Below are 25,759 nucleotides of genomic sequence, written 5' to 3'. Positions count from 1 at the left end.
ACGGCAGTGCTAAAAACACTGCATATAAGTGAGAGCATTTGGGTTTGGAACAGTCGACTAACTCTTGACATCGAGCGGTTGTTCCCCCATAATCATCAGTTCTCTGCGGAGGGGTGCCCGAGTGGCTAAAGGGGGCAGACTGTAAATCTGTTGGCTTACGCCTACGTTGGTTCGAATCCAACCTCCTCCACCAGAATGCAAGTTGTAGCAGTTGTTGGGAATCCATGGGTCCTTGCGGGTGTAGCTCAATGGTAGAGCAGAAGCCTTCCAAGCTTACGACGAGGGTTCGATTCCCTTCACCCGCTCCAGCAATATAGAAGTAGCGCCCATGTGGCTCAGTGGTAGAGCACTCCCTTGGTAAGGGAGAGGTCGGCAGTTCGATCCTGCCCATGGGCACCAGAAGTACTCGGTGATTGTTTGCGCCCGGCGCAACGTACGGATAAATCCTCTTAGGAGTCGAAAATGGCCAAGGGTAAGTTTGAGCGGACCAAGCCGCACGTGAACGTCGGCACGATCGGTCACGTTGACCACGGCAAGACCACGCTGACGGCAGCGATCACGACGGTTCTGACGCAGAAGTTCGGCGGCGAAGCGAAGGCATACGACCAGATCGACGCGGCGCCGGAAGAAAAGGCACGTGGCATCACGATCAACACGGCACACGTCGAGTACGAAACGGCTAACCGCCACTACGCACACGTCGACTGCCCGGGCCACGCTGACTATGTGAAGAACATGATCACGGGCGCGGCACAGATGGACGGCGCGATCCTGGTGTGCTCGGCCGCTGACGGCCCGATGCCGCAAACGCGTGAGCACATCCTGCTGGCGCGTCAGGTTGGCGTGCCGTACATCATCGTGTTCCTGAACAAGTGCGACATGGTGGACGACGCCGAGCTGCTGGAGCTGGTCGAGATGGAAGTGCGCGAGCTTCTGTCGAAGTACGACTTCCCGGGCGACGACACGCCGATCATCAAGGGTTCGGCCAAGCTGGCGCTGGAAGGCGACAAGGGCGAGCTGGGCGAAGTGGCGATCATGAACCTGGCCGACGCGCTGGACACGTACATCCCGACGCCGGAGCGCGCAGTGGACGGCGCGTTCCTGATGCCGGTGGAAGACGTGTTCTCGATCTCGGGTCGCGGCACGGTGGTGACGGGTCGCGTTGAGCGCGGCGTCGTGAAGGTCGGCGAGGAAATCGAAATCGTCGGTATCAAGCCGACGGTGAAGACGACCTGCACGGGCGTGGAAATGTTCCGCAAGCTGCTCGACCAGGGTCAGGCAGGCGACAACGTCGGTATCCTGCTGCGCGGCACGAAGCGCGAAGACGTGGAGCGTGGCCAGGTGCTGGCCAAGCCGGGTTCGATCAACCCGCACACGCACTTCACGGCTGAAGTGTACGTGCTGAGCAAGGACGAAGGCGGCCGTCACACGCCGTTCTTCAACAACTACCGTCCGCAGTTCTACTTCCGTACGACGGACGTGACGGGCTCGATCGAGCTGCCGAAGGACAAGGAAATGGTCATGCCGGGCGACAACGTGTCGATCACGGTGAAGCTGATCAACCCGATCGCGATGGAAGAAGGTCTGCGCTTCGCTATCCGTGAAGGTGGCCGTACCGTCGGCGCAGGTGTCGTTGCCAAGATTCTCGAGTAACGCCAGATAGTTCTCGTTAATCTGTAGTTTCGGGGTTGGCGGTGTCGTCAACCCCAAATGGTTTAGGGGTATAGCTCAACTGGCAGAGCGTCGGTCTCCAAAACCGAAGGTTGGGGGTTCGATTCCCTCTGCCCCTGCCAACTCTCGCGTCAAATTGACGCTTCGTTAAGGTGTTATGGCGAATCCTTCCGTCGAAACTGTAAATACATCCGGCGACAAGCTGATGCTCGTCGCGGGCGTATTGCTAGTCTTGGCCGGGTTCGTGGGGTTCTTCTGGCTTAACGGTCAGGAATGGTACGTCCGCGGAGCCGCCTTGGCTGTTGGTGCAATCGCGGGTGTTGCAGTCGGTCTTCTATCCGCGCCTGGCAAGGGTTTCATCGCTTTCGCCAAAGATTCGTACAAGGAAGTCCGCAAGGTTGTCTGGCCGACTCGCAAAGAGGCTACTCAGACAACGTTGGTGGTGTTTGGCTTCGTGTTTGTGATGGCGATCTTTCTTTGGGTTAGCGATAAATCCATCGAATGGGCGATTTTCTCGGTGATTCTGGGTTGGAAATGATATGAGCGATACTCCGGCATCTCCGAGCGGCAAACGTTGGTACGTCGTGCACGCCTACTCCGGCATGGAGAAGAGCGTGCAACGCGCGCTTCAGGAGCGCATCGAACGCGCCGGCATGCAAGACCAGTTTGGCCAGATCCTCGTCCCGACCGAAGAGGTTGTCGAGGTGAAGGGTGGTCACAAGTCGGTGACCGAACGTCGTTTCTTCCCGGGCTACGTGCTCGTGGAAATGGAAATGACGGATGAAACGTGGCACCTCGTGAAGAACACCGCGAAGGTCACGGGTTTCGTAGGTGGTGCGCGTAATCGCCCGAGTCCGATTTCCCCGCGGGAAGTCGAGAAGATCATGTCGCAGATGCAGGAAGGCGTGGAAAAGCCGCGTCCAAAGACCCTGTTCGAGGTCGGCGAGATGGTCCGGGTAAAGGACGGTCCTTTCACCGATTTCAACGGCAGCGTCGAAGAAGTGAACTACGAAAAGTCGCGCGTCCGTGTATCCGTTACGATCTTCGGCCGTGCAACGCCGGTCGAGCTGGAATTCGGCCAGGTCGAAAAGTTGTAATCCAGAATTCCGCGGAGCGCGCCTATCGGCGCGTTTCGCACTTCGCGCTTACGGTCCGCGTAATGACCGTTGAGGAGCGTAAGTAGCCGGATTCCGGTGAACGCGCGCTACTACTCACTGAACGTTTGCAGCCAACGCGACGTTCCAACGAGGTTTTCAACATGGCAAAGAAAATCATCGGCTTTATCAAGCTGCAGATTCCTGCAGGTAAAGCCAACCCGTCGCCGCCGGTCGGTCCGGCACTGGGCCAACGTGGCCTGAACATCATGGAGTTCTGCAAGGCGTTTAACGCGCAGACTCAAGCTCTGGAACCAGGTCTGCCGATTCCGGTCGTGATCACCGCGTTCGCTGACAAGAGCTTCACGTTCGTCCTGAAGACGCCGCCGGCAACGGTTCTGATCAAGAAGGCAGCGAAGATCGACAAGGGTTCGAGCAAGCCGCATACCGACAAGGTCGGCAAGATCACCCGCGCTCAAGCTGAAGACATCGCCAAGACCAAGATGCCCGATCTGACGGCAGCTGATCTGGACGCAGCGGTTCGTACGATCGCTGGTAGCGCCCGCTCGATGGGCATCACCGTGGAGGGCGTGTAAATGGCTAAGCTTTCGAAGCGTCTGCAAGCATTTGCAGCAAAGGTTGACCGTCAGAAGCTGTACCCGATCGACGACGCTCTGTCGCTCGTGAAGGAATGCGCAAGCGCAAAGTTCGATGAGTCGATCGACGTCGCTGTTCAACTCGGCATCGACGCAAAGAAGTCGGACCAAGTGGTCCGCGGTTCGGTCGTTCTGCCTGCAGGTACAGGCAAGTCGGTGCGCGTGGCAGTGTTCGCGCAAGGCGAAAAGGCTGAGCAGGCTCGCGCAGCCGGCGCTGAAGTCGTCGGTATGGAAGACCTGGCTGAACAAGTCAAGGCCGGCAATCTGGACTTCGACATCGTGATCGCTTCGCCGGACACGATGCGTGTTGTTGGTACGCTCGGTCAGATCCTCGGCCCGCGCGGCCTGATGCCGAACCCGAAGGTCGGTACGGTCACGCCGGACGTCGCGACTGCGGTCAAGAACGCCAAGGCTGGTCAGGTGCAATTCCGTGTCGACAAAGCGGGTATCATCCACGCCACGATTGGCCGCGCTTCGTTCGAGCCGACGGCTCTGCGCAGCAATCTGAGCGCGCTCATCGACGCACTGCAAAAGGCCAAGCCGGCAACGAGCAAGGGCGTGTACCTGCGTAAGGTCGCTCTGTCGAGCACGATGGGTGTCGGCGTTCGCGTCGATCAGGCATCGCTCGCGGCACAGTAAGTAATTCATCGCCTCGATGAAAATCGGGGCGGTTTATGGGCTTTGGGCGGTTGTGAGGTGGCAGTTCGCATCAAGCAACCGGTTGTCAAAGACCGTTGGCGGGCACGCAGCAGGTAGGCGGACCCTTAATGCAAAGCCAACGCAGATGGCGAACCCGAAAAGGTTTTGTAGTGATGAAACCGGTTGGCATCCGCAGCAATGCGTGTGTCGGGCGGTCGAAATACTCCTGACTGGTCGGACGCCGTTATTGAACGCGGTACACAAGGCGCACGCTGCGTGTATCGAATCTGGAGGTTAACCGTGCCACTCAACAAAGAAAGCAAGCAGGCCGTCGTCGCTGAGGTTGCCGCGCAAGTCGCGAAAGCCCAGACCGTGGTTCTGGCTGAGTATCGTGGGATCACGGTTGGCGATCTGACCAAGCTGCGCGCGAAAGCGCGTGAGCAACAGGTCTACCTTCGCGTGTTGAAGAACACGCTGGCGCGTCGCGCTGTCGAAGGTACGCCGTTCGCTCCGCTGGCAGAGCAGATGACTGGCCCCCTGATCTACGGCATCTCGGAAGATGCAATTGCCGCTGCTAAGGTCGTCAATGACTTCGGCAAAAGCAATGACAAGTTGGTCATCAAGGCTGGTTCCTACGAAGGCAAGGTGATGGACAAGGCTGGCGTGCAAGCGCTGGCAAACATCCCGAGCCGCGAAGAACTGCTCTCCAAGCTGTTGTACGTCATGCAAGCACCTGTTTCTGGCTTTGCGCGCGCTCTGGCCGCGCTGGCAGAAAAGAAACAAGGCGAAGAAACCGCTGCGTAATGTACTTCAGTCGAGCGTGATTGATCGCTGGCTGTATCCGAATTCAATTTAGGAGTATTTCAAATGGCAATCGCAAAAGATGACATCCTCGAGGCAGTAAGCTCGATGTCGGTTCTGGAACTGAACGAACTGGTCAAGGCGTTCGAAGAAAAGTTTGGCGTGTCGGCAGCTGCTGTTGCAGTGGCAGGCCCGGCAGGCGGCGGCGCTGCTGCTGCAGCTGAAGAGCAAACCGAATTCACGGTCAACCTGGTTGACGTTGGCGCGAACAAGGTTTCCGTCATTAAGGCAGTTCGTGAACTGACGGGTCTCGGCCTGAAGGAAGCGAAGGACCTGGTCGACGGCGCACCGAAGCCTGTTAAGGAAGCGGTACCGAAGGCTGCTGCAGAAGAAGCCAAGAAGAAGCTGGAAGAAGCCGGCGCGAAAGCTGAAATCAAGTAAGTTTCAGCGCGCTGTGCGAAGGCTGGCGGTTTTTCACCGCCGGCCTTTTTGTGCTTTGTGGGGGACGCGTTTTTGCCTCGCTGTACGGCAATAATGTGACTCCCAGAAGCCAAAGAAAACCGCCTATCGGCAACATTGACCGGCGCTTCTCTTTGTCTTCTGAAGCGACTGCAGAAGGCAAGTTTGGTCGGGTAGCGGGCAACATAGGCATCCGCTGCCGTCAGCCAGCGGTTGGTAGCGGCCAACCACCAAGCTTCTAGGCTCGTTCAAGCCATCGGACGGCCATCGGGTCTCAGTCGGTGAACACTCGGGTTGTCTCATCAAGGTATCCTGCCTCGACAACAATGCCCGCCGTGATTCGGAGATCGTATGCAATATTCCTTCACCGAGAAGAAGCGCATTCGTAAGAGTTTTGCGAAGCGCCCCATCGTTCACCAAGTACCTTTCCTGCTGGCTACCCAGCTTGAATCATTCAGCACGTTTCTGCAAGCAGACACGCCGTCTACGCAGCGCAAGCCGGAAGGCCTGCAGGCTGCGTTCACATCCGTTTTCCCGATCGTTTCGCACAACGGGTTCGCACGTCTTGAGTTCGTCAGCTACATGCTGTCGCCGCCGGCATTCAACATCAAGGAATGTCAGCAGCGCGGTTTGACGTACTGCTCGGCGCTGCGCGCGAAAGTGCGTCTGGTGCTGCTCGATAAAGAATCGCCGAGCAAGCCGGTCGTCAAGGAAGTGAAGGAACAGGAAGTGTACATGGGCGAAATTCCGCTCATGACGCCGACGGGTTCGTTCGTCATCAACGGTACGGAGCGTGTGATCGTTTCGCAACTGCACCGTTCGCCTGGCGTGTTCTTCGAACACGACAAGGGCAAGACGCACAGCTCGGGCAAGCTCCTGTTCTCGGCACGTATCATTCCTTACCGCGGTTCGTGGCTCGACTTCGAGTTCGACCCGAAGGACGTGCTGTACTTCCGCGTCGACCGTCGCCGCAAGATGCCGGTCACGATCCTGCTGAAGGCAATCGGCCTGACGCCGGAACAGATCCTCGCAAACTTCTTCGTGTTCGATAACTTCACGCTGATGCCGGAAGGCGCGCAGATGGAGTTCGTGCCGGAGCGTCTGCGTGGCGAAGTCGCGCGCTTCGACATCACGGACCGTGACGGCAACGTGATCGTCCAGAAGGACAAGCGGATCAACGCAAAGCACATCCGCGACCTGGACAACGCGAAGACCAAGTTCATCTCGGTCCCGGAAGACTATCTGCTCGGCCGCGTGCTGGCGAAGAATGTCGTCGACGGCGACACGGGTGAAGTCATCGCCAACGCGAACGACGAAATCACTGAAACCGTCCTCGAGAAGCTGCGCGAATCGAAGATCAAGGACATCCAGACGCTCTACACGAACGATCTGGACCAGGGTCCGTACATCTCGTCCACGCTGCGTATCGACGAAACCGCGGACAAGATGGCCGCGCGCATCGCGATCTACCGCATGATGCGTCCGGGCGAACCGCCGACCGAAGAAGCGGTCGAGGCGCTGTTCAACCGTCTGTTCTACAGCGAAGACGCATACGACCTGTCCAAGGTGGGCCGTATGAAGTTCAATCGTCGCGTGGGCCGCGACGAGATCATCGGACCGATGACGCTGCAAGACGACGACATCCTCGCCACGATCAAGATCCTGGTCGAGCTGCGTAACGGCAAGGGCGAAGTGGACGACATCGACCACTTGGGCAATCGTCGTGTGCGTTGCGTCGGCGAACTGGCGGAAAACCAGTTCCGCGCAGGTCTCGTGCGTGTCGAACGTGCTGTCAAGGAACGCCTCGGCCAGGCCGAAAGCGAAAACCTGATGCCGCACGACCTGATCAACTCGAAGCCGATTTCGTCGGCGATTCGCGAGTTCTTCGGTTCGTCGCAGCTGTCGCAGTTCATGGACCAGACCAACCCGCTGTCGGAAATCACCCACAAGCGCCGTGTTTCGGCACTTGGCCCGGGCGGTTTGACGCGTGAGCGCGCTGGCTTTGAAGTCCGCGACGTGCATCCGACGCACTACGGTCGTGTGTGCCCGATTGAAACGCCTGAAGGTCCGAACATCGGCCTGATCAACTCGTTGGCTCTGTACGCGCACCTGAACGAATACGGCTTCCTGGAAACGCCGTATCGCAAGGTCGTGGACAGCAAGGTGACGGATCAGATCGACTATCTGTCGGCGATCGAAGAAGGCCGTTACGTGATCGCTCAGGCGAATGCGGCCGTGGCTGAAGACGGCTCGCTGACCGACGAACTGGTGTCGTCGCGTGAAGCCGGCGAAACGCTGATGGTCACGCCGGACCGCATCCAGTACATGGACGTGGCGCCGTCGCAGATCGTGTCGGTGGCCGCATCGCTGATTCCGTTCCTCGAGCACGACGACGCGAACCGCGCGTTGATGGGCTCGAACATGCAGCGTCAGGCTGTGCCATGTCTGCGTCCTGAAAAGGCCGTGGTCGGTACGGGTATCGAGCGCACGGTGGCGGTCGACTCGGGCACGACGGTTCAGGCATTCCGCGGCGGTGTGGTCGACTATGTCGACGCAGGCCGTATCGTGATTCGCGTGAACGACGAGGAAGCGGTGGCTGGCGACGTCGGTGTCGACATCTACAACCTGATCAAGTACACGCGTTCGAACCAGAACACGAACATCAACCAGCGTCCGATCGTGAAGGTCGGCGACAAGGTTTCGCGCGGCGACGTGCTGGCTGACGGCGCATCGACGGATCTTGGCGAACTGGCTCTCGGCCAGAACATGCTGGTCGCGTTCATGCCGTGGAATGGCTACAACTTCGAAGACTCGATTTTGATCTCTGAGAAGGTGGTGGCCGACGACCGTTACACGTCGATCCACATCGAAGAACTGAACGTCGTGGCTCGCGACACGAAGCTCGGACCGGAAGAAATCACGCGCGACATCTCGAACCTCGCGGAAGTGCAACTTGGCCGTCTCGACGAGTCGGGCATCGTGTACATCGGCGCGGAAGTCGAAGCAGGCGACGTGCTGGTCGGCAAGGTCACGCCGAAGGGCGAAACCCAGTTGACGCCGGAAGAAAAGCTGCTGCGCGCGATCTTCGGTGAAAAGGCTTCGGACGTGAAGGACACGTCGCTGCGCGTGCCGTCGGGCATGAGCGGCACGGTCATCGACGTACAAGTGTTCACGCGTGAAGGCATTCAGCGCGACAAGCGTGCGCAGCAGATCATCGACGATGAACTGAAGCGCTACCGCCTCGACCTGAACGACCAGCTGCGCATCGTGGAAGGCGACGCGTTCCAGCGTCTCGCACGTATGCTGACCGGCAAGGTCGCGAACGGCGGTCCGAAGAAGCTCGCGAAGGGTACGAAGATCGAACAGGCTTACCTGGAAGATCTCGACCATTACCACTGGTTCGACATCCGCCTCGCGGACGAAGAAGCAGCGGCACAGCTCGAAGCTATCAAGGACTCGATCGAACAGAAGCGTCACCAGTTCGACCTGGCGTTCGAAGAAAAGCGCAAGAAGCTCACGCAAGGCGACGAACTGCCGCCGGGCGTGTTGAAGATGGTCAAGGTGTATCTGGCAGTCAAGCGCCGCCTGCAGCCTGGCGACAAGATGGCCGGCCGCCACGGTAACAAGGGTGTCGTGTCGAAGATCGTTCCGATCGAAGACATGCCGTACATGGCCGACGGCCGTCCGGCTGACGTCGTTCTGAACCCGCTCGGCGTGCCGTCGCGGATGAACGTGGGTCAGGTTCTCGAAGTGCATCTGGGTTGGGCCGCGAAGGGTCTCGGCTGGCGTATCGGCGAAATGCTGCAGCGTCAGGCGAAGATCGCTGAACTGCGCGAATTCCTGACCAAGATCTACAACGAGTCGGGCCGCGCCGAAGAGCTGGACAGCTTCACCGACGAGGAAATCGTCGAACTGGCGAAGAACCTGCGCGAAGGCGTGCCGTTCGCAACGCCGGTGTTCGACGGCGCGACGGAAGAAGAAATGTCGCGCGCGCTGGATCTGGCTTTCCCGGACGACATCGCGAAGAACCTCGGCATGACGCCGTCGAAGAATCAGGTGCGTCTGTACGACGGCCGCACGGGCGAAATGTTCGAACGTACGGTGACGGTCGGCTACATGCACTACCTGAAGCTGCACCACCTGGTCGACGACAAGATGCACGCGCGTTCCACGGGCCCGTACTCGCTCGTGACGCAGCAGCCGTTGGGCGGTAAGGCGCAGTTCGGTGGCCAGCGTTTCGGTGAAATGGAAGTGTGGGCGCTCGAAGCGTACGGTGCATCGTACGTGCTGCAGGAAATGCTGACGGTGAAGTCGGACGACGTGACAGGCCGGACCAAGGTGTACGAGAACCTGGTCAAGGGCGATCACGTGATCGATGCAGGCATGCCGGAATCCTTCAACGTGCTGGTGAAGGAAATCCGCTCGCTCGGTATCGATATCGACCTCGACCGCAACTAATCGGACTACTGGAGAGAAGCGATGAAAGCTTTGCTCGATCTATTCAAGCAAGTCCAACAACCTGAAGTTTTTGACGCGATCAAGATCGGTCTGGCCTCGCCGGACAAGATCCGTTCGTGGTCTTTCGGTGAAGTGAAGAAGCCGGAAACCATCAACTACCGGACGTTCAAGCCGGAACGCGATGGTCTGTTCTGCGCGAAGATTTTCGGGCCGATCAAAGACTACGAATGCCTTTGCGGCAAGTACAAGCGCCTGAAGCATCGTGGCGTGATCTGCGAGAAGTGCGGCGTCGAAGTGACGCTCGCCAAGGTGCGTCGTGAACGGATGGGCCACATTGAGCTGGCCTCGCCGGTCGCGCACATCTGGTTCCTGAAGTCGCTGCCGTCGCGTCTGGGCATGGTGCTCGACATGACGCTGCGCGACATCGAACGCGTGCTGTACTTCGAAGCGTATGTGGTGATCGATCCGGGCATGACGCCGCTGAAAGCGCGGCAGATCATGACCGAAGAGGATTACTACAACAAGGTCGAAGAGTACGGTGACGAATTCCGTGCCGAGATGGGCGCGGAAGGCGTTCGCGAACTGCTGCGTGCGATCAACATCGACGAACAGGTCGAGATGCTCCGCACCGAACTCAAGAACACGGGTTCGGAAGCGAAGATCAAGAAGTACGCGAAGCGCCTGAAGGTGCTCGAGGCATTCCAGCGTTCGGGCATCAAGCCTGACTGGATGGTGCTCGAAGTGCTGCCGGTGCTGCCGCCGGAACTGCGTCCGCTGGTGCCGCTGGATGGCGGCCGCTTCGCGACGTCGGACCTGAACGACCTGTATCGCCGCGTGATCAACCGTAACAACCGGTTGAAGCGTCTGCTCGAACTGAAGGCGCCTGAAATCATCGTCCGCAACGAAAAGCGGATGCTGCAGGAAGCCGTCGATTCGCTGCTCGACAACGGTCGTCGCGGTAAGGCAATGACCGGCGCGAACAAGCGTCCGCTGAAGTCGCTCGCCGACATGATCAAGGGTAAGGGCGGTCGTTTCCGTCAGAACCTGCTCGGTAAGCGCGTTGACTATTCCGGCCGTTCGGTGATCGTGGTCGGCCCGACGCTCAAGCTGCATCAGTGCGGTTTGCCGAAGCTGATGGCGCTCGAACTGTTCAAGCCGTTCATCTTCAACAAGCTCGAAGTGATGGGTGTCGCTACCACCATCAAGGCTGCGAAGAAGGAAGTCGAGAACCAGACACCGGTGGTGTGGGACATCCTCGAAGAGGTGATCCGCGAACATCCGGTCATGCTGAACCGTGCGCCGACGCTGCACCGTCTTGGCATTCAGGCTTTCGAGCCGGTGCTGATCGAAGGTAAGGCGATCCAGCTGCATCCGCTCGTTTGCGCGGCGTTCAACGCCGACTTCGACGGTGACCAGATGGCTGTTCACGTTCCGCTGTCGCTCGAAGCGCAGATGGAAGCGCGCACGCTGATGCTGGCGTCGAACAACGTGCTGTTCCCGGCTAACGGCGATCCGTCGATTGTGCCGTCGCAGGATATCGTGCTCGGTCTCTACTACGCGACCCGTGAAGCAGTGAACGGCAAGGGCGAAGGCCTGACGTTCACGGGCGTCTCGGAAGCGCTGCGTGCCTACGAGAACAAGGAAGTCGAGCTCGCCTCGCGCGTCAACGTGCGGATCACCGAAATGGTCCACAACGAAGACAAGTCGGAAGGCGCGCCGGCATTCGTGCCGAAGATCACGCTGTATGCAACGACCGTCGGCCGTGCAATCCTGTCGGAGATTCTTCCGCCGGGCCTGCCGTTCTCGGTGCTGAACAAGCCGCTGAAGAAGAAGGAAATCTCGCGCCTCATCAACACCGCATTCCGCAAGTGCGGTCTGCGCGAAACGGTGATTTTCGCCGACCAGTTGATGCAGTCGGGTTTCCGTCTGGCAACGCGCGCTGGTATTTCGATCTGCGTGGACGACATGCTCGTTCCGCCGCAGAAGGAAACCATCGTCGGCGACGCTGCGAAGAAGGTGAAGGAATACGACCGTCAGTACATGTCGGGTCTCGTCACGTCACAAGAGCGCTACAACAACGTGGTCGACATCTGGTCGGCAACGTCGGAAGCGGTCGGCAAGGCGATGATGGAGCAGCTCTCGACGGAGCCGGTGGTCGATCGCGACGGCAACGAAACGCGTCAGGAGTCGTTCAACTCCATCTACATGATGGCGGACTCGGGTGCTCGTGGTTCCGCGGTTCAGATTCGTCAGCTGGCCGGTATGCGTGGCCTGATGGCCAAGCCGGACGGCTCGATCATCGAGACGCCGATTACGGCGAACTTCCGCGAAGGCCTGAACGTGTTGCAGTACTTCATCTCGACCCACGGCGCACGTAAGGGTCTGGCTGATACGGCACTGAAGACGGCGAACTCCGGTTACCTGACGCGACGTCTCGTCGACGTGACGCAGGATCTGGTGGTGGTCGAGGACGATTGCGGTACGTCCAACGGCGTCGCCATGAAGGCGTTGGTCGAAGGCGGTGAAGTCGTCGAAGCTCTGCGTGACCGTATCCTGGGTCGCGTGGCGGTGGCTGACGTCGTCAATCCGGAATCGCAGGAAACGCTGTACGAATCGGGCACGCTGCTCGACGAAGACGCGGTCGAGGAAATCGAACGCCTCGGCATCGACGAAGTGCGCGTGCGCACGCCGCTGACTTGCGAAACGCGTTACGGTCTGTGCGCAGCCTGCTATGGCCGCGACCTGGGCCGTGGCTCGCTCGTGAACGTCGGTGAGGCTGTGGGTGTGATCGCCGCTCAGTCGATCGGCGAGCCGGGCACGCAGCTGACCATGCGTACGTTCCACATCGGTGGCGCGGCGTCGCGTGCGGCAGTGGCTTCGTCGGTTGAAGCCAAGTCGAACGGTACGGTGCGTTTCACGTCGACGATGCGTTACGTCACCAACGCGAAGGGCGAGCAGATCGTCATCTCGCGCTCGGGCGAAGCGATGATCACCGACGACCACGGTCGCGAGCGCGAACGTCACAAGGTGCCGTACGGCGCGACGCTGTTGCAACTGGACGGCGCGCAGATCAAAGCCGGCACGCAACTGGCGACGTGGGACCCGATGACGCGTCCGATCATCACCGAGTACGGCGGTACGGTGAAGTTCGAGAACGTCGAAGAAGGCGTGACGGTTGCGAAGCAGATCGACGATGTGACGGGGCTGTCCACGCTCGTCGTGATCGACGTGAAGCGTCGCGGTTCGCAAGCCGCGAAGACGGTGCGTCCGCAGGTCAAGCTGCTCGACGCGAACGGCGAGGAAGTCAAGATCCCGAACACCGAGCACTCGGTGCAGATCGGCTTCCAGGTCGGCGCTCTGATCACTGTGAAGGACGGTCAGCAAGTGCAGGTCGGTGAAGTGCTCGCACGTATCCCGACTGAATCGCAGAAGACGCGTGACATTACCGGCGGTCTGCCGCGTGTGGCGGAACTGTTCGAAGCACGTTCGCCGAAGGACGCAGGTATCCTGGCGGAAGTCACGGGTACGACGTCGTTCGGTAAGGACACGAAGGGCAAGCAGCGTCTCGTTATCACGGACCTCGAGGGCAACCAGCACGAGTTCCTGATCGCGAAGGAAAAGCAGGTTCTGGTTCACGATGGTCAGGTCGTCAACAAGGGCGAAATGATCGTGGACGGACCGGCCGATCCGCACGACATCCTGCGTCTGCAGGGCGTCGAGGCGCTGTCGCGCTACATCGTGGACGAAGTGCAGGACGTGTACCGTCTGCAAGGCGTGAAGATCAACGACAAGCACATTGAAGTGATTGTTCGTCAGATGCTGCGCCGCGTGCAGATTACGGACAACGGCGATACGCGCTTCATCCCGGGCGAACAGGTCGAGCGGTCGGATATGCTCGACGAGAACGACCGTATGATCGCGGAAGACAAGCGTCCGGCAACGTACGAAAACGTGCTGCTCGGTATCACGAAGGCCTCGTTGTCGACCGATTCGTTCATCTCGGCGGCGTCGTTCCAGGAAACGACCCGCGTGCTGACCGAAGCGGCGATCATGGGCAAGCGCGACGACCTGCGCGGTCTGAAGGAAAACGTGATCGTCGGCCGTCTGATTCCGGCCGGTACGGGTCTCGCGTTCCACAAGGCGCGCAAGAGCAAGGAACTGTCCGACCGCGAGCGTTTCGATCAGATCGCAGCGGAAGAGTCGTTCGAATTCGGTACGCCGGAAACCCCGGCCGCCGAACAGCAGCACTCAGGCGAGTAAGTCCCGGCGGCGTAAGCCGCTTGGGCTCTAGCCAGCGAAGCCGCTCAGTTTCGACTGAGCGGCTTTTTTTATGCGCCTTTTTGCCGCGCGACGTCGCCGATTCCTAGCCCGGATGGCTAACGTTGTCGCAAAGCGCGGGCGCAGCACGAATGCGTTGGTAAAATTCGTGTCACCGCTTTACGCCGCCTCTCTCAAATTCATGTCCCGTCCGCTCGAAATCCTCAACGAAGTTTTTGGTTACCCCGCGTTCAGAGGACAGCAAGGCGAAATTGTCGAGCACGTCGCCGGCGGCGGTGACTGTCTCGTGCTGATGCCAACGGGCGGCGGCAAATCGCTGTGCTATCAGATTCCGTCGCTGGTGCGCCGCGAAGGCGGCTTCGGCACGGGCATCGTGGTGTCGCCACTGATCGCGCTGATGCAGGACCAGGTGGCTGCGCTCACCGAAGTCGGTGTGCGCGCGGCGTACCTGAACTCGACGCTCTCCAGCGCCGAGGCGATGGCTACCGAACGCGCGCTGCGCGACGGCGAGATCGACTTGCTTTACGTGGCGCCCGAGCGCCTGATGACGCCGCGATTCCAGGAACTGCTGGAACGCACGCGCATCGGACTTTTCGCGATCGACGAAGCGCATTGCGTGTCGCAATGGGGGCACGACTTCCGGCCGGAATACATTCAGCTTTCCGTGCTGCACGAGCGTTTCCCGAACGTACCGCGCATTGCGCTGACGGCGACCGCGGACGCCATCACGCGCGACGAAATCATTCATCGTCTCGCGCTCGACGACGCTCGCATTTTCGTCTCGAGCTTCGATCGGCCGAACATTCGTTATCGGATCGTCGAAAAAGACAACGCGCGCACGCAGTTGCTCGACTTTATCCGCGCGGAACACACGCGAGCCGACGGCACGACCGACGCTGGCGTCGTCTATTGTCTGTCGCGGCGCAAGGTCGAAGAGACGGCCGAGTGGCTCAAGGAAAAGGGCATGCGCGCGCTGCCGTATCACGCCGGCATGGAATTCGAAACGCGCCAGAAGCATCAGGAAATGTTCCAGCGCGAGGAAGGCATTGTGATGTGCGCGACGATCGCGTTCGGTATGGGCATCGACAAGCCGGACGTGCGGTTCGTCGCTCACCTCGATTTGCCGAAGAGCGTCGAAGGGTATTACCAGGAAACCGGCCGCGCGGGCCGCGACGGCATGCCGGCCAATGCGTGGATGGCCTACGGCCTCGGCGACGTCGTGCAGCAGCGCAAGATGATCGACGAATCGGACGCCGACGACGCGCATAAGCGCGTCCAGACCGGCAAGCTCGATGCGCTGCTCGGCCTGTGCGAGGCTGCGACCTGCCGGCGCGTGCGGCTTCTGGCGTACTTCGGCGAATCGAGCAAGCCTTGCGGTAACTGCGACAACTGCCTCGAGCCGCCCGCCACATGGGACGCGACGCGCGAGGCGCAAATGGCGCTGTCGTGCGTGTTCCGGGCGCAGCGGGCGAGCGGTTTTCACTTCGGCGCCGGCCATCTGATAGATATTCTGCGCGGCAACCGGAGCGAAAAAATCGTTCAGCGCGGTCATGAGAAGCTGACCACGTTCGGCATTGGCGCGGCGCTCGGCGAGCCGGAGTGGCGCGCGGTGTTTCGACAGCTCGTGGCGTTCGGCTATCTGACGGTCGACCATGAGGGCTTCGGCTCGCTTGTCCTGACCGAGGCGAGCAAGCCCGTTCTGAAAGGCGAACAGAACGTGACGATGCGCCGCTATGTGAAGCCGACGCGCACGCGTCAGTCGTCCGGACGAACCAGCGAGCGGGCGGACCCGACCATCGGAATGGGGCCGCGCGAGCGGGCGCGCTGGGAGCGTTTGCGCACCTGGCGCACGGAAACCGCGAAGAGCGACGGCGTGCCCGCCTACGTGATTTTCCACGACGCGACACTCGCGGAGATCGCGCGCAACGGCCCAGACTCGATCGAGGACTTGCGAGGCATTCCAGGCATGGGCGCGCGCAAGCTCGACCGTTTCGGGGACGAACTGCTCGAAGTCGTCGCCGCGGACTAAGCCGTCCGCGGTCGCCGCAACAGGTCCACAGGTCTGCGAAACATTGCAACCTGTTGACTCGCTTAGTATTTTCGGAATATTATGCTAGGTTCCGGTTCTTGGGATGCTTGCGCGCGGACTCTGTTCACGCGCTCGCGGTCGCAGCCGGAAGTTCGATGCGCAGTCGTTTTCGCTTTGCCCGAAAACAGATGCGTCGATTTTGTTCAATTTCAGGAATAGACAATGCCAACCATCAATCAACTGGTTCGCAAAGGCCGCACGTCGGAAACGACGAAGAGCAAGAGCCCGGCCTTGCAGGACTGCCCCCAGCGTCGCGGCGTGTGCACCCGTGTGTACACCACGACGCCTAAGAAGCCGAACTCGGCACTTCGTAAGGTCGCGAAGGTGCGCCTCACGAACGGTTTCGAAGTTATTTCGTACATCGGTGGTGAAGGCCACAACCTGCAGGAACACTCGGTCGTGCTGATTCGCGGCGGCCGTGTGAAGGACTTGCCGGGTGTGCGTTACCACATGGTTCGCGGCTCGCTGGATACCCAGGGCGTCAAGGATCGTAAGCAGGCTCGCTCGAAGTACGGTGCGAAGCGTGCCAAGGCCGGCAAGTAATTCGCCGGTCAGCAGCAGTTAAGGTCGCCTGCAAAGGCGGTAATAGCGGTGGTGCCGGAATCGCCGGTGCTGTCGAGTAAGTGGTCACCCGACCAGGCTGGTAAGTCGTAAGAGATGAATCGGGTTAGTTGGTGGCCGCGGGGCTAAAAGTAGCTCCAACTGAAAAGTTAAAGGAAGAAACATGCCGCGTCGTCGCGAAGTCCCCAAGCGGGAAGTGTTGCCGGATCCGAAGTTCGGTAACGTAGATGTAGCTAAGTTCATGAACGTGCTGATGCTGTCCGGCAAGAAGTCTGTTGCCGAGCGCATCGTGTACGGCGCTTTCGAACAGATCCAGACCAAGGGTGGCAAGGACCCGCTGGAAGTGTTCACGGTAGCGCTCAACAACGTCAAGCCGGTGGTCGAAGTGAAGAGCCGCCGCGTTGGTGGTGCGAACTATCAGGTTCCGGTCGAAGTGCGTCCGTCGCGTCGTATGGCATTGGCGATGCGTTGGCTGCGTGAAGCCGCGAAGAAGCGCAGCGAGAAGTCGATGGCCCTGCGTCTGGCAGGTGAACTCTCCGAAGCGGCCGAAGGCCGTGGCGGCGCAATGAAGAAGCGCGACGAAGTTCACCGGATGGCAGAAGCCAACAAGGCGTTCTCGCATTTCCGTTTCTAAGCTTCCCGCATCGGGTTAGCAGAAACAACGGAAAGAAATTCCGGGCGGGTGCGCTTACAAAGCGCCTCGCCCGTTTGTGTTACAGCGCGATGGGTATTTTTCTCGCATCGCGTTATCCCAATAGAGGATCAAAGTGGCTCGCAAGACACCTATCGAGCGCTACCGTAACATCGGTATTAGCGCTCACATCGACGCCGGCAAAACGACGACGACCGAGCGCATCCTGTTCTATACCGGCGTGAACCACAAGATTGGTGAAGTTCACGACGGCGCTGCGACCATGGACTGGATGGAGCAGGAGCAGGAACGCGGCATCACGATCACGTCGGCTGCTACGACGGCGTTCTGGAAGGGCATGGCCGGCGACCGCGCTGAGCACCGCATCAACATCATCGACACCCCGGGTCACGTCGACTTCACGATTGAAGTCGAGCGCTCCATGCGCGTGCTCGACGGCGCGTGCATGGTGTACTGCGCTGTGGGCGGCGTGCAGCCGCAATCGGAAACGGTCTGGCGTCAGGCTAACAAGTACAAGGTTCCCCGTCTCGCGTTCATCAACAAGATGGACCGTACCGGCGCGAACTTCTTCAAGGTTTACGACCAACTGAAGCTGCGTCTGAAGGCAAACCCGGTTCCGGTCGTGGTGCCTATCGGCGCGGAAGAAAACTTCACGGGCGTCGTCGACCTGATGAAGATGAAGGCGATCATTTGGGACGACGCGTCCCAGGGCACCAAGTTCTCGTACGAAGAAATCCCGGCTGAACTCCTCGATTCGTGCAACGAATGGCGCGAGAAGATGATCGAAGCGGCCGCTGAGTCGAGCGAAGAATTGATGAACAAGTACCTGGAAGAGGGCGAGCTCTCCGAAGCGGAAATCATCAAGGGTCTGCGCGACCGTACGATCGCTTGCGAAATCCAGCCGATGCTGTGCGGCACCGCGTTCAAGAACAAGGGCGTGCAGCGTATGCTGGACGCGGTTCTGGACTTCCTGCCGTCGCCGATCGACATTCCGCCGGTTACGGGCGAACTGGAAAACGGCGAGAAGGGTGAGCGCCGTGCTGCCGACGACGAAAAGTTCTCGTCGCTGGCATTCAAGATCATGACCGACCCGTTCGTCGGCCAGCTGATCTTCTTCCGTGTGTACTCGGGCGTCGTCAATTCGGGCGACACGGTGCTGAACGCGACCAAGGACAAGAAGGAACGTCTCGGCCGTATTCTGCAGATGCACGCGAACCAGCGCGAAGAAATCAAGGAAGTGCGCGCGGGCGACATCGCCGCGGCGGTCGGCCTGAAGGAAGCGACGACGGGCGACACGCTGTGCGATCCGCAACACCCAATCGTCCTCGAGCGCATGATTTTCCCGGAACCGGTGATCTCGCAGGCTGTTGAGCCGAAGACGAAGCCTGACCAGGAAAAGATGGGTCTGGCACTGAACCGTCTGGCTCAGGAAGATCCGTCGTTCCGCGTCCAAACGGACGAAGAATCGGGCCAAACCATTATTTCGGGCATGGGCGAGCTCCACCTCGAAATTCTGGTTGACCGTATGAAGCGCGAATTCGGCGTGGAAGCAACTGTCGGCAAGCCGCAGGTTGCGTACCGCGAAACGATTCGCGGCAAGGCGGAAGACGTTGACGGCAAGTTCGTCAAGCAGTCGGGTGGTCGCGGCCAGTACGGTCACGCGGTCATCACGCTCGAGCCGAACGAGCAAGGCAAGGGCTACGAGTTCCTGGACGAGATCAAGGGCGGTGTGATTCCGCGTGAATACATCCCGGCAGTCGACAAGGGTATCCAGGAAACGCTGAAGGCTGGCGTGCTGGCGGGCTTCCCGGTCGTTGACGTGAAGGTTCACCTGACGTTCGGTTCGTACCACGACGTCGACTCGAACGAAAATGCATTCCGCATGGCCGGTTCGATGGCGTTCAAGGAAGCAATGCGCAAGGCTCAACCGGTCATCCTCGAACCGATGATGGCTGTTGAAGTCGAAACGCCTGAAGATTACATGGGCAACGTGATGGGCGACCTGTCGGGTCGTCGCGGCATCGTGCAGGGCATGGACGACATGGTTGGCGGCGGCAAGATCGTCCGCGCAGAAGTTCCGCTGTCGGAAATGTTCGGCTACTCGACGTCGCTGCGTTCGCTGACCCAGGGTCGTGCAACGTACACGATGGAGTTCAAGCACTACGCTGAAGCACCGCGTAATGTGTCGGAAGCGATCATCAACGCCAAGTCGAAGTAATCGCGCGGCAAGTCATTCAACGATTAACTTTTTGAAAGAAGAGAAACATGGCTAAAGGTAAATTCGAACGGACCAAGCCGCACGTGAACGTCGGCACGATCGGTCACGTTGACCACGGCAAGACCACGCTGACGGCAGCGATCACGACGGTTCTGACGCAGAAGTTCGGCGGCGAAGCGAAGGCATACGACCAGATCGACGCGGCGCCGGAAGAAAAGGCACGTGGCATCACGATCAACACGGCACACGTCGAGTACGAAACGGCTAACCGCCACTACGCACACGTCGACTGCCCGGGCCACGCTGACTATGTGAAGAACATGATCACGGGCGCGGCGCAGATGGACGGCGCGATCCTGGTGTGCTCGGCCGCTGACGGCCCGATGCCGCAAACGCGTGAGCACATCCTGCTGGCGCGTCAGGTTGGCGTGCCGTACATCATCGTGTTCCTGAACAAGTGCGACATGGTGGACGACGCCGAGCTGCTGGAGCTGGTCGAGATGGAAGTGCGCGAGCTTCTGTCGAAGTACGACTTCCCGGGCGACGACACGCCGATCATCAAGGGTTCGGCCAAGCTGGCGCTGGAAGGCGACAAGGGCGAGCTGGGCGAAGTGGCGATCATGAACCTGGCCGACGCGCTGGACACGTACATCCCGACGCCGGAGCGCGCAGTGGACGGCGCGTTCCTGATGCCGGTGGAAGACGTGTTCTCGATCTCGGGTCGCGGCACGGTGGTCACGGGTCGCGTTGAGCGCGGCGTCGTGAAGGTCGGCGAGGAAATCGAAATCGTCGGTATCAAGCCGACGGTGAAGACGACCTGCACGGGCGTGGAAATGTTCCGCAAGCTGCTCGACCAGGGTCAGGCAGGCGACAACGTCGGTATCCTGCTGCGCGGCACGAAGCGCGAAGACGTGGAGCGTGGCCAGGTGCTGGCCAAGCCGGGTTCGATCAACCCGCACACGCACTTCACGGCTGAAGTGTACGTGCTGAGCAAGGACGAAGGCGGCCGTCACACGCCGTTCTTCAACAACTACCGTCCGCAGTTCTACTTCCGTACGACGGACGTGACGGGCTCGATCGAGCTGCCGAAGGACAAGGAAATGGTCATGCCGGGCGACAACGTGTCGATCACGGTGAAGCTGATCAACCCGATCGCGATGGAAGAAGGTCTGCGCTTCGCCATCCGTGAAGGTGGCCGTACCGTTGGCGCAGGTGTCGTTGCCAAGATTCTCGAGTAAAATCGCGGATTGACGTTTTGGCAGTAAAGCTTTTGCAGTAAGTGGTGCCCGGAGCCGGGCGCCCGCTTCCGGCGGGCATCCGGCTCTACGCTCTTTTATCGTCTGGCGGTGCAATACCGCCTCGCTCTTTTCCAAGGAATTGTCATGCAGAACCAGAAAATCCGCATTCGCCTGAAGGCTTTCGACTATCGCCTGATCGATCAATCGGCTGCTGAGATCGTCGACACCGCGAAAGCGGACTGGCGCAATCGTTCGTGGTCCGGTGCCGCTGCCGACCCGTATTCAACGCTTCGACATCCTGCGTTCGCCGCACGTCAACAAGACGTCGCGCGATCAGCTCGAAATCCGTACGCACCAACGCCTGATGGACATCGTCGATCCGACGGACAAGACCGTCGACGCACTGATGAAGCTGGACCTGCCGGCTGGCGTGGACGTCGAAATCAAGCTGCAATAAGGCCCTTGGGCCGCACCCGGCACGCCGGGTAACGCTAAGTCTTTGATTGCTTGCGGAAAACGAAAAGCCTCGCTATAATGCAAGGCTTTTCGCGCATTGGCGCAAAAAAGTCGGTGTGCTGCAGCGTGAATTCACGCCCGAAACGGCACCGGCATTTTGTAAATTAGCCCCGACCAATCGCAGTCGGGAATGGAGAAAACGATGAGCCTTGGACTCGTAGGTCGCAAGGTTGGCATGACCCGTATCTTCACGGCAGAAGGGGATTCGATTCCCGTTACCGTGCTGGACGTGTCCGACAACCGCGTGACGCAGATCAAGACTGTTGAAACCGACGGCTACACGGCCGTGCAGGTTGCATTCGGTACGCGCCGTGCATCGCGTGTGACGAAGCCGTTGGCCGGTCATCTCGCCAAAGCCGGTGTTCAAGCCGGTGAAATCCTCAAAGAATTCCAGATCGATGCCGCTAAGGCTGCCGAGTTGTCGAACGGCGCCGTGGTCGGTCCTGACCTGTTCGAAGTGGGCCAGAAGGTCGACGTGCAAGGCGTGTCGATCGGTAAGGGCTACGCCGGTACCATCAAGCGTTACAACTTCGCATCCGGCCGTGCATCGCACGGTAACTCGCGCTCGCACAACGTGCCGGGTTCGATCGGTATGGCGCAGGATCCGGGTCGTGTTTTCCCGGGTAAGCGCATGACCGGTCACATGGGTGACGACACGGTAACGGTGCAAAACCTCGAAATCGCTCGTATCGACGCTGACCGCAACCTGTTGCTGGTCAAGGGCGCCGTTCCGGGTGCGAAGGGTGGCAAGGTATTCGTTACGCCGGCCGTGAAGACGCGTGCCGTGAAAGGAGCGAAATAATGGAACTTAAGCTCCTGAATGCCAATGGTCAGGAAGGTGCAGGCGTTAGCGCGTCGGACGTCGTGTTCGGCCGCGATTACAACGAAGCCCTGATTCACCAGGTCGTGGTGGCGTATCAAGCGAATGCCCGTAGCGGCAACCGCGCGCAGAAGGACCGTGAGCAAGTCAAGCACACGACCAAGAAGCCGTGGCGCCAGAAGGGTACGGGCCGGGCCCGTGCCGGTATGTCGTCGAGCCCGTTGTGGCGCGGCGGTGGCCGGATCTTCCCGAATTCGCCGGAAGAAAACTTTTCGCACAAGGTCAACAAGAAGATGCATCGCGCAGGTCTCTGCTCGATCTTCTCGCAGCTGGCCCGCGAAGGCCGTATCTCGGTGGTCGACGAGCTGACGCTCGAAGCGCCGAAGACGAAGCTGCTGGCCGAAAAATTCAAGGCGATGGGTCTCGACTCCGTGCTGGTGATTACCGACACGGTTGACGAAAACCTGTACCTCGCGTCGCGCAACCTCGCCCACGTGGCGGTTGTCGAGCCGCGTTACGCCGACCCGCTGTCGCTGATCTACTTCAAGAAGATCCTGATCACGAAGGCTGCGGTCGCCCAGATCGAGGAGTTGCTGTCATGAGCGAGATTCGCAAAAACGATCATCGTTTGATGCAGGTCCTGCTCGCGCCGGTGATCTCCGAAAAGGCGACGCTGGTGGCCGACAAGAACGAGCAAGTCGTGTTCGAAGTCGCGCCCGATGCCACGAAGCAGGAAGTGAAAGCTGCAGTCGAGCTGCTGTTCAAGGTGGAAGTCAATTCCGTCAACGTGCTGGTCTCGAAGGGCAAAGCCAAGCGCTTTGGCCGTTTCATGGGCAAGCGCAAAGACGTGAAGAAGGCGTACGTCTGCCTGAAGCCCGGCCAGGAAATCAACTTTGAAGCGGAGGCCAAGTAATCATGGCAATCGTTAAAGTTAAGCCGACTTCGCCGGGCCGCCGCGCGATGGTCAAGGTGGTCAACAAGGATCTGTACAAGGGCAAGCCGTTCGCACCGCTGCTCGACGCGCAATCCTCGACCGCCGGCCGTAACAACAATGGTCACATCACCACGCGTCATAAGGGTGGCGGCCATAAGCATCACTATCGTGTCGTCGACTTCCGTCGCACGAAGGATGGCATTCCGGCAAAGGTCGAACGTCTTGAGTACGATCCGAACCGTAGCGCGAACATCGCGCTGGTTCTGTACGCAGACGGCGAGCGCCGTTACATCATCGCTCCGAAGGGTGTCACCGTCGGCCAGCAACTGATGTCGGGTTCGGAAGCGCCGATCCGCGCAGGCAACACGCTGCCGATCCGTAACATTCCGGTCGGTACGACGATCCACTGCATCGAAATGCTGCCGGGCAAGGGCGCGCAAATGGCGCGTTCGGCTGGTACGTCGGCGATGCTGCTGGCTCGTGAAGGCATCTACGCACAGGTCCGCCTGCGCTCGGGTGAAATCCGCCGCGTTCACGTTGAGTGCCGCGCGACGATTGGTGAAGTTGGCAACGAAGAGCATAGCCTCCGTCAAATCGGCAAGGCTGGCGCGAACCGCTGGCGCGGTATCCGCCCGACGGTGCGCGGCGTTGCAATGAACCCGGTCGATCACCCGCACGGTGGTGGTGAAGGCAAGACGGCTGCAGGTCGCGATCCGGTGAGCCCGTGGGGCACGCCTGCTAAGGGTTATCGCACCCGCAGCAACAAGCGCACGACGAGCATGATCGTCCAGCGCCGTCACAAGCGTTAAGGAGTAGGCAATGGCACGTTCTGTAAAAAAAGGTCCGTTCTGCGACGCCCATTTGCTGAAGAAAGTTGAGGCGGCAGCAGCTTCGCGGGATAAGAAGCCGATCAAAACCTGGTCGCGTCGCTCGACGATCCTCCCGGATTTCATCGGTCTGACGATCGCCGTTCACAACGGCCGTCAACACGTTCCGGTGTACATCTCGGAAAACATGGTCGGCCACAAGCTTGGCGAGTTCGCACTGACCCGTACGTTCAAGGGTCATGCAGCCGACAAGAAGGCTAAGAAATAAGGGGCTCATGATGGAAGTGAAAGCAATTCATCGCGGTGCCCGCATCTCGGCGCAGAAAACGCGCCTTGTGGCTGACCAGATCCGCGGTTTGCCGGTCGACAAGGCGCTGAACGTTCTGACGTTCTCGCCGAAGAAGGCTGCGGGAATCGTGAAAAAGGTCGTGCTGTCGGCGATCGCGAATGCGGAGCATAACGAAGGCGCCGATATCGATGAGCTCAAGATCACGAGCATCTACATCGACAAGGCTGCGTCGCTCAAGCGTTTCACCGCGCGCGCTAAAGGCCGCGGTAACCGCATCGAGAAGCAATCCTGTCACATCACTGTGACGGTCGGGAATTAAGGGGTCATACGATGGGACAGAAAATTCATCCGACTGGCTTCCGTTTGGCCGTCAGCCGCAATTGGGCGTCGCGTTGGTACGCGAACAACAACAATTTCGCGGCGATGTTGCAGGAAGACATCGGTGTTCGTGAATACCTGAAGAAGAAGCTGAAGAACGCGTCCGTCGGTCGCGTGGTGATCGAGCGTCCTGCAAAGAACGCACGCATCACGATTTTCAGCTCGCGTCCGGGTGTCGTGATCGGTAAGAAGGGTGAAGACATTGAACTGCTGAAGTCCGAGCTGCAAAAGCGCATGGGCGTTCCGGTTCACGTCAACATCGAAGAAATTCGCAAGCCGGAAACCGACGCGCAACTGATCGCGGATTCGATCACGCAACAGCTCGAGCGCCGGATTATGTTCCGCCGCGCGATGAAGCGTGCGATGCAAAACGCGATGCGTCTGGGTGCCCAAGGCATCAAGATCATGAGCGCTGGCCGTCTGAACGGTATCGAAATCGCTCGTACGGAATGGTATCGCGAAGGTCGGGTGCCGCTTCATACGCTGCGTGCTGATATCGACTACGCAACTTCGGAAGCGAAGACGACGTACGGCATCATCGGCGTGAAGGTGTGGGTCTACAAGGGCGACACGCTCGGCCGCAACGACGCACCGGTGGTTGAAGAAGTCGCCGAAGAAAAGCGTCCGCGCCGCAACGCACGTCCGGGTGGCGATCGCCGTCCGCGTCGCGATGGTGAAGGTGGTGGCCCGGCAGGTGCACGCCGTGGCGCTCCTCGTCGTGCTGGCGGTGCCGGCGGCGACGGGAAGACTGGAGAATAACGATGCTGCAACCGAAACGCAGAAAGTATCGCAAAGAGCAGAAGGGTCGTAACACCGGTGTCGCTACCCGCGGTAACGCGGTGTCGTTCGGTGAGTTCGGCCTGAAGGCTATCGGTCGTGGTCGTCTGACCGCGCGCCAGATTGAAGCGGCACGTCGTGCAATGACGCGTCACATCAAGCGTGGTGGCCGCATCTGGATCCGCATCTTCCCGGACAAGCCGATCTCGCACAAGCCGGCTGAAGTACGTATGGGTAACGGTAAAGGTAACCCTGAGTACTACGTCGCAGAGATTCAACCGGGCAAGATGCTGTACGAAATGGACGGCGTAACCGAAGAGCTGGCACGCGAAGCGTTCCGTCTGGCTGCAGCTAAGCTGCCGCTGAAGACGACGTTTATCGTGCGTCAGCTCGGCGCCTAAGGA

Annotated in this window: 22 protein-coding genes, 4 tRNA genes and 1 pseudogene; all 27 read left to right on the top strand. The window is 59.7% G+C overall.

What is annotated here, in order from left to right:
- Nucleotides 1-107 precede the first annotated feature (107 nt).
- Nucleotides 108-193: transfer RNA gene (locus tag ABIE53_RS18800), tRNA-Tyr, on the top strand.
- A gap of 41 nt (nt 194-234) precedes the next feature.
- Nucleotides 235-308, top strand: a tRNA-Gly gene (locus ABIE53_RS18795).
- A gap of 16 nt (nt 309-324) precedes the next feature.
- Nucleotides 325-399, top strand: a tRNA-Thr gene (locus tag ABIE53_RS18790).
- A 63-nt stretch (nt 400-462) separates the two neighbouring features.
- On the top strand, nt 463-1,653 hold the full coding sequence (gene tuf / locus ABIE53_RS18785) for an elongation factor Tu (protein ID WP_012434572.1): 1,191 nt from the start codon (nt 463-465) through the stop codon (nt 1,651-1,653).
- A gap of 64 nt (nt 1,654-1,717) precedes the next feature.
- Nucleotides 1,718-1,793: transfer RNA gene (locus ABIE53_RS18780), tRNA-Trp, on the top strand.
- A gap of 35 nt (nt 1,794-1,828) precedes the next feature.
- The gene (gene secE / locus ABIE53_RS18775) at nt 1,829-2,209 is read left to right on the top strand and encodes a preprotein translocase subunit SecE (protein ID WP_015003929.1); all 381 of its coding nucleotides are present in this window, start codon (nt 1,829-1,831) and stop codon (nt 2,207-2,209) included.
- Between the two features lies 1 nt (nt 2,210).
- Nucleotides 2,211-2,768 (top strand): transcription termination/antitermination protein NusG, encoded by a 558-nt coding sequence (gene nusG, locus ABIE53_RS18770; protein WP_007180147.1) that lies wholly within the window; start codon nt 2,211-2,213, stop codon nt 2,766-2,768.
- A 161-nt stretch (nt 2,769-2,929) separates the two neighbouring features.
- Nucleotides 2,930-3,361 (top strand): 50S ribosomal protein L11, encoded by a 432-nt coding sequence (gene rplK, locus ABIE53_RS18765; RefSeq protein WP_007180146.1) that lies wholly within the window; start codon nt 2,930-2,932, stop codon nt 3,359-3,361.
- Complete coding sequence (gene rplA / locus ABIE53_RS18760) at nt 3,362-4,060, top strand: 50S ribosomal protein L1 (protein WP_006053278.1); 699 nt, start codon at nt 3,362-3,364, stop codon at nt 4,058-4,060.
- Between the two features lie 300 nt (nt 4,061-4,360).
- The gene (gene rplJ / locus ABIE53_RS18755; protein ID WP_006053279.1) at nt 4,361-4,864 is read left to right on the top strand and encodes a 50S ribosomal protein L10; all 504 of its coding nucleotides are present in this window, start codon (nt 4,361-4,363) and stop codon (nt 4,862-4,864) included.
- Between the two features lie 63 nt (nt 4,865-4,927).
- Nucleotides 4,928-5,302, top strand: coding sequence for a 50S ribosomal protein L7/L12 (gene rplL / locus ABIE53_RS18750; protein WP_029972178.1), 375 nt, complete (start codon nt 4,928-4,930; stop codon nt 5,300-5,302).
- A 369-nt stretch (nt 5,303-5,671) separates the two neighbouring features.
- Nucleotides 5,672-9,778: a DNA-directed RNA polymerase subunit beta gene (gene rpoB, locus ABIE53_RS18745; protein ID WP_029972179.1), complete on the top strand. Its 4,107-nt coding sequence runs from the start codon at nt 5,672-5,674 to the stop codon at nt 9,776-9,778.
- 21 nt (nt 9,779-9,799) lie between these two features.
- Entirely contained in the window at nt 9,800-14,038 is a 4,239-nt protein-coding gene (gene rpoC, locus ABIE53_RS18740; protein ID WP_029972180.1) for a DNA-directed RNA polymerase subunit beta', read from the top strand.
- 199 nt (nt 14,039-14,237) lie between these two features.
- Entirely contained in the window at nt 14,238-16,085 is a 1,848-nt protein-coding gene (gene recQ, locus ABIE53_RS18735) for a DNA helicase RecQ (RefSeq protein WP_029972181.1), read from the top strand.
- 222 nt (nt 16,086-16,307) lie between these two features.
- Complete coding sequence (rpsL, locus tag ABIE53_RS18730) at nt 16,308-16,688, top strand: 30S ribosomal protein S12 (RefSeq protein WP_006053290.1); 381 nt, start codon at nt 16,308-16,310, stop codon at nt 16,686-16,688.
- Nucleotides 16,689-16,869: 181 nt separating this feature from the next.
- Nucleotides 16,870-17,340, top strand: coding sequence for a 30S ribosomal protein S7 (gene rpsG / locus ABIE53_RS18725; RefSeq protein ID WP_006053291.1), 471 nt, complete (start codon nt 16,870-16,872; stop codon nt 17,338-17,340).
- Nucleotides 17,341-17,473: 133 nt separating this feature from the next.
- Nucleotides 17,474-19,576, top strand: a complete 2,103-nt coding sequence (gene fusA, locus ABIE53_RS18720; RefSeq protein ID WP_029972182.1) for an elongation factor G — start codon at nt 17,474-17,476, stop codon at nt 19,574-19,576.
- Between the two features lie 47 nt (nt 19,577-19,623).
- Complete coding sequence (gene tuf / locus ABIE53_RS18715; RefSeq protein WP_012434572.1) at nt 19,624-20,814, top strand: elongation factor Tu; 1,191 nt, start codon at nt 19,624-19,626, stop codon at nt 20,812-20,814.
- A 144-nt stretch (nt 20,815-20,958) separates the two neighbouring features.
- Nucleotides 20,959-21,271: pseudogene (rpsJ, locus tag ABIE53_RS18710) on the top strand (30S ribosomal protein S10).
- 201 nt (nt 21,272-21,472) lie between these two features.
- A complete protein-coding gene (gene rplC / locus ABIE53_RS18705; protein ID WP_029971245.1) occupies nt 21,473-22,132 on the top strand; it encodes a 50S ribosomal protein L3 in 660 nt (219 codons plus the stop codon).
- Nucleotides 22,132-22,752 carry a 50S ribosomal protein L4 gene (rplD, locus tag ABIE53_RS18700; protein ID WP_007180136.1) on the top strand — a complete coding sequence of 207 codons (621 nt, stop codon included), beginning with the start codon at nt 22,132-22,134 and terminating at the stop codon, nt 22,750-22,752. Before rplC ends, rplD begins: the two co-directional genes overlap by 1 nt.
- The gene (gene rplW, locus ABIE53_RS18695; RefSeq protein ID WP_007180135.1) at nt 22,749-23,063 is read left to right on the top strand and encodes a 50S ribosomal protein L23; all 315 of its coding nucleotides are present in this window, start codon (nt 22,749-22,751) and stop codon (nt 23,061-23,063) included. Before rplD ends, rplW begins: the two co-directional genes overlap by 4 nt.
- Before the next feature lie 2 nt (nt 23,064-23,065).
- On the top strand, nt 23,066-23,893 hold the full coding sequence (rplB, locus tag ABIE53_RS18690; protein ID WP_029971246.1) for a 50S ribosomal protein L2: 828 nt from the start codon (nt 23,066-23,068) through the stop codon (nt 23,891-23,893).
- Nucleotides 23,894-23,903: 10 nt separating this feature from the next.
- On the top strand, nt 23,904-24,179 hold the full coding sequence (gene rpsS, locus ABIE53_RS18685) for a 30S ribosomal protein S19 (RefSeq protein ID WP_004199273.1): 276 nt from the start codon (nt 23,904-23,906) through the stop codon (nt 24,177-24,179).
- A 7-nt stretch (nt 24,180-24,186) separates the two neighbouring features.
- On the top strand, nt 24,187-24,519 hold the full coding sequence (rplV, locus tag ABIE53_RS18680; protein WP_007180133.1) for a 50S ribosomal protein L22: 333 nt from the start codon (nt 24,187-24,189) through the stop codon (nt 24,517-24,519).
- A gap of 11 nt (nt 24,520-24,530) precedes the next feature.
- Nucleotides 24,531-25,337, top strand: a complete 807-nt coding sequence (rpsC, locus tag ABIE53_RS18675) for a 30S ribosomal protein S3 (RefSeq protein ID WP_012434570.1) — start codon at nt 24,531-24,533, stop codon at nt 25,335-25,337.
- A 2-nt stretch (nt 25,338-25,339) separates the two neighbouring features.
- Nucleotides 25,340-25,756 (top strand): 50S ribosomal protein L16, encoded by a 417-nt coding sequence (gene rplP, locus ABIE53_RS18670; RefSeq protein WP_013340739.1) that lies wholly within the window; start codon nt 25,340-25,342, stop codon nt 25,754-25,756.
- The last annotated feature ends 3 nt before the right edge of the window (nt 25,757-25,759 follow it).

The sequence above is a fragment of the Paraburkholderia sp. OAS925 genome (assembly GCF_040543975.1).
Classification (GTDB): domain Bacteria; phylum Pseudomonadota; class Gammaproteobacteria; order Burkholderiales; family Burkholderiaceae; genus Paraburkholderia; species Paraburkholderia graminis.
The sequence above is the reverse complement of the archived record's forward strand: the minus strand, read 5'-3'. Positions and strand labels throughout refer to the sequence as shown.

Excerpts from the sequence above, each read along its gene's own strand:
- tuf (WP_012434572.1), top strand. The coding sequence starts at position 463 with ATGGCCAAGGGTAAGTTTGAGCGGACCAAGCCGCACGTGAACGTCGGC.
- secE (WP_015003929.1), top strand. The coding sequence starts at position 1,829 with ATGGCGAATCCTTCCGTCGAAACTGTAAATACATCCGGCGACAAGCTG.
- nusG (WP_007180147.1), top strand. The coding sequence starts at position 2,211 with ATGAGCGATACTCCGGCATCTCCGAGCGGCAAACGTTGGTACGTCGTG.
- rplK (WP_007180146.1), top strand. The coding sequence starts at position 2,930 with ATGGCAAAGAAAATCATCGGCTTTATCAAGCTGCAGATTCCTGCAGGT.
- rplA (WP_006053278.1), top strand. The coding sequence starts at position 3,362 with ATGGCTAAGCTTTCGAAGCGTCTGCAAGCATTTGCAGCAAAGGTTGAC.
- rplL (WP_029972178.1), top strand. The coding sequence starts at position 4,928 with ATGGCAATCGCAAAAGATGACATCCTCGAGGCAGTAAGCTCGATGTCG.
- rpoB (WP_029972179.1), top strand. The coding sequence starts at position 5,672 with ATGCAATATTCCTTCACCGAGAAGAAGCGCATTCGTAAGAGTTTTGCG.
- rpoC (WP_029972180.1), top strand. The coding sequence starts at position 9,800 with ATGAAAGCTTTGCTCGATCTATTCAAGCAAGTCCAACAACCTGAAGTT.
- recQ (WP_029972181.1), top strand. The coding sequence starts at position 14,238 with ATGTCCCGTCCGCTCGAAATCCTCAACGAAGTTTTTGGTTACCCCGCG.
- rpsL (WP_006053290.1), top strand. The coding sequence starts at position 16,308 with ATGCCAACCATCAATCAACTGGTTCGCAAAGGCCGCACGTCGGAAACG.
- rpsG (WP_006053291.1), top strand. The coding sequence starts at position 16,870 with ATGCCGCGTCGTCGCGAAGTCCCCAAGCGGGAAGTGTTGCCGGATCCG.
- tuf (WP_012434572.1), top strand. The coding sequence starts at position 19,624 with ATGGCTAAAGGTAAATTCGAACGGACCAAGCCGCACGTGAACGTCGGC.
- rplC (WP_029971245.1), top strand. The coding sequence starts at position 21,473 with ATGAGCCTTGGACTCGTAGGTCGCAAGGTTGGCATGACCCGTATCTTC.
- rplD (WP_007180136.1), top strand. The coding sequence starts at position 22,132 with ATGGAACTTAAGCTCCTGAATGCCAATGGTCAGGAAGGTGCAGGCGTT.
- rplW (WP_007180135.1), top strand. The coding sequence starts at position 22,749 with ATGAGCGAGATTCGCAAAAACGATCATCGTTTGATGCAGGTCCTGCTC.
- rplB (WP_029971246.1), top strand. The coding sequence starts at position 23,066 with ATGGCAATCGTTAAAGTTAAGCCGACTTCGCCGGGCCGCCGCGCGATG.
- rpsS (WP_004199273.1), top strand. The coding sequence starts at position 23,904 with ATGGCACGTTCTGTAAAAAAAGGTCCGTTCTGCGACGCCCATTTGCTG.
- rplV (WP_007180133.1), top strand. The coding sequence starts at position 24,187 with ATGATGGAAGTGAAAGCAATTCATCGCGGTGCCCGCATCTCGGCGCAG.
- rpsC (WP_012434570.1), top strand. The coding sequence starts at position 24,531 with ATGGGACAGAAAATTCATCCGACTGGCTTCCGTTTGGCCGTCAGCCGC.
- rplP (WP_013340739.1), top strand. The coding sequence starts at position 25,340 with ATGCTGCAACCGAAACGCAGAAAGTATCGCAAAGAGCAGAAGGGTCGT.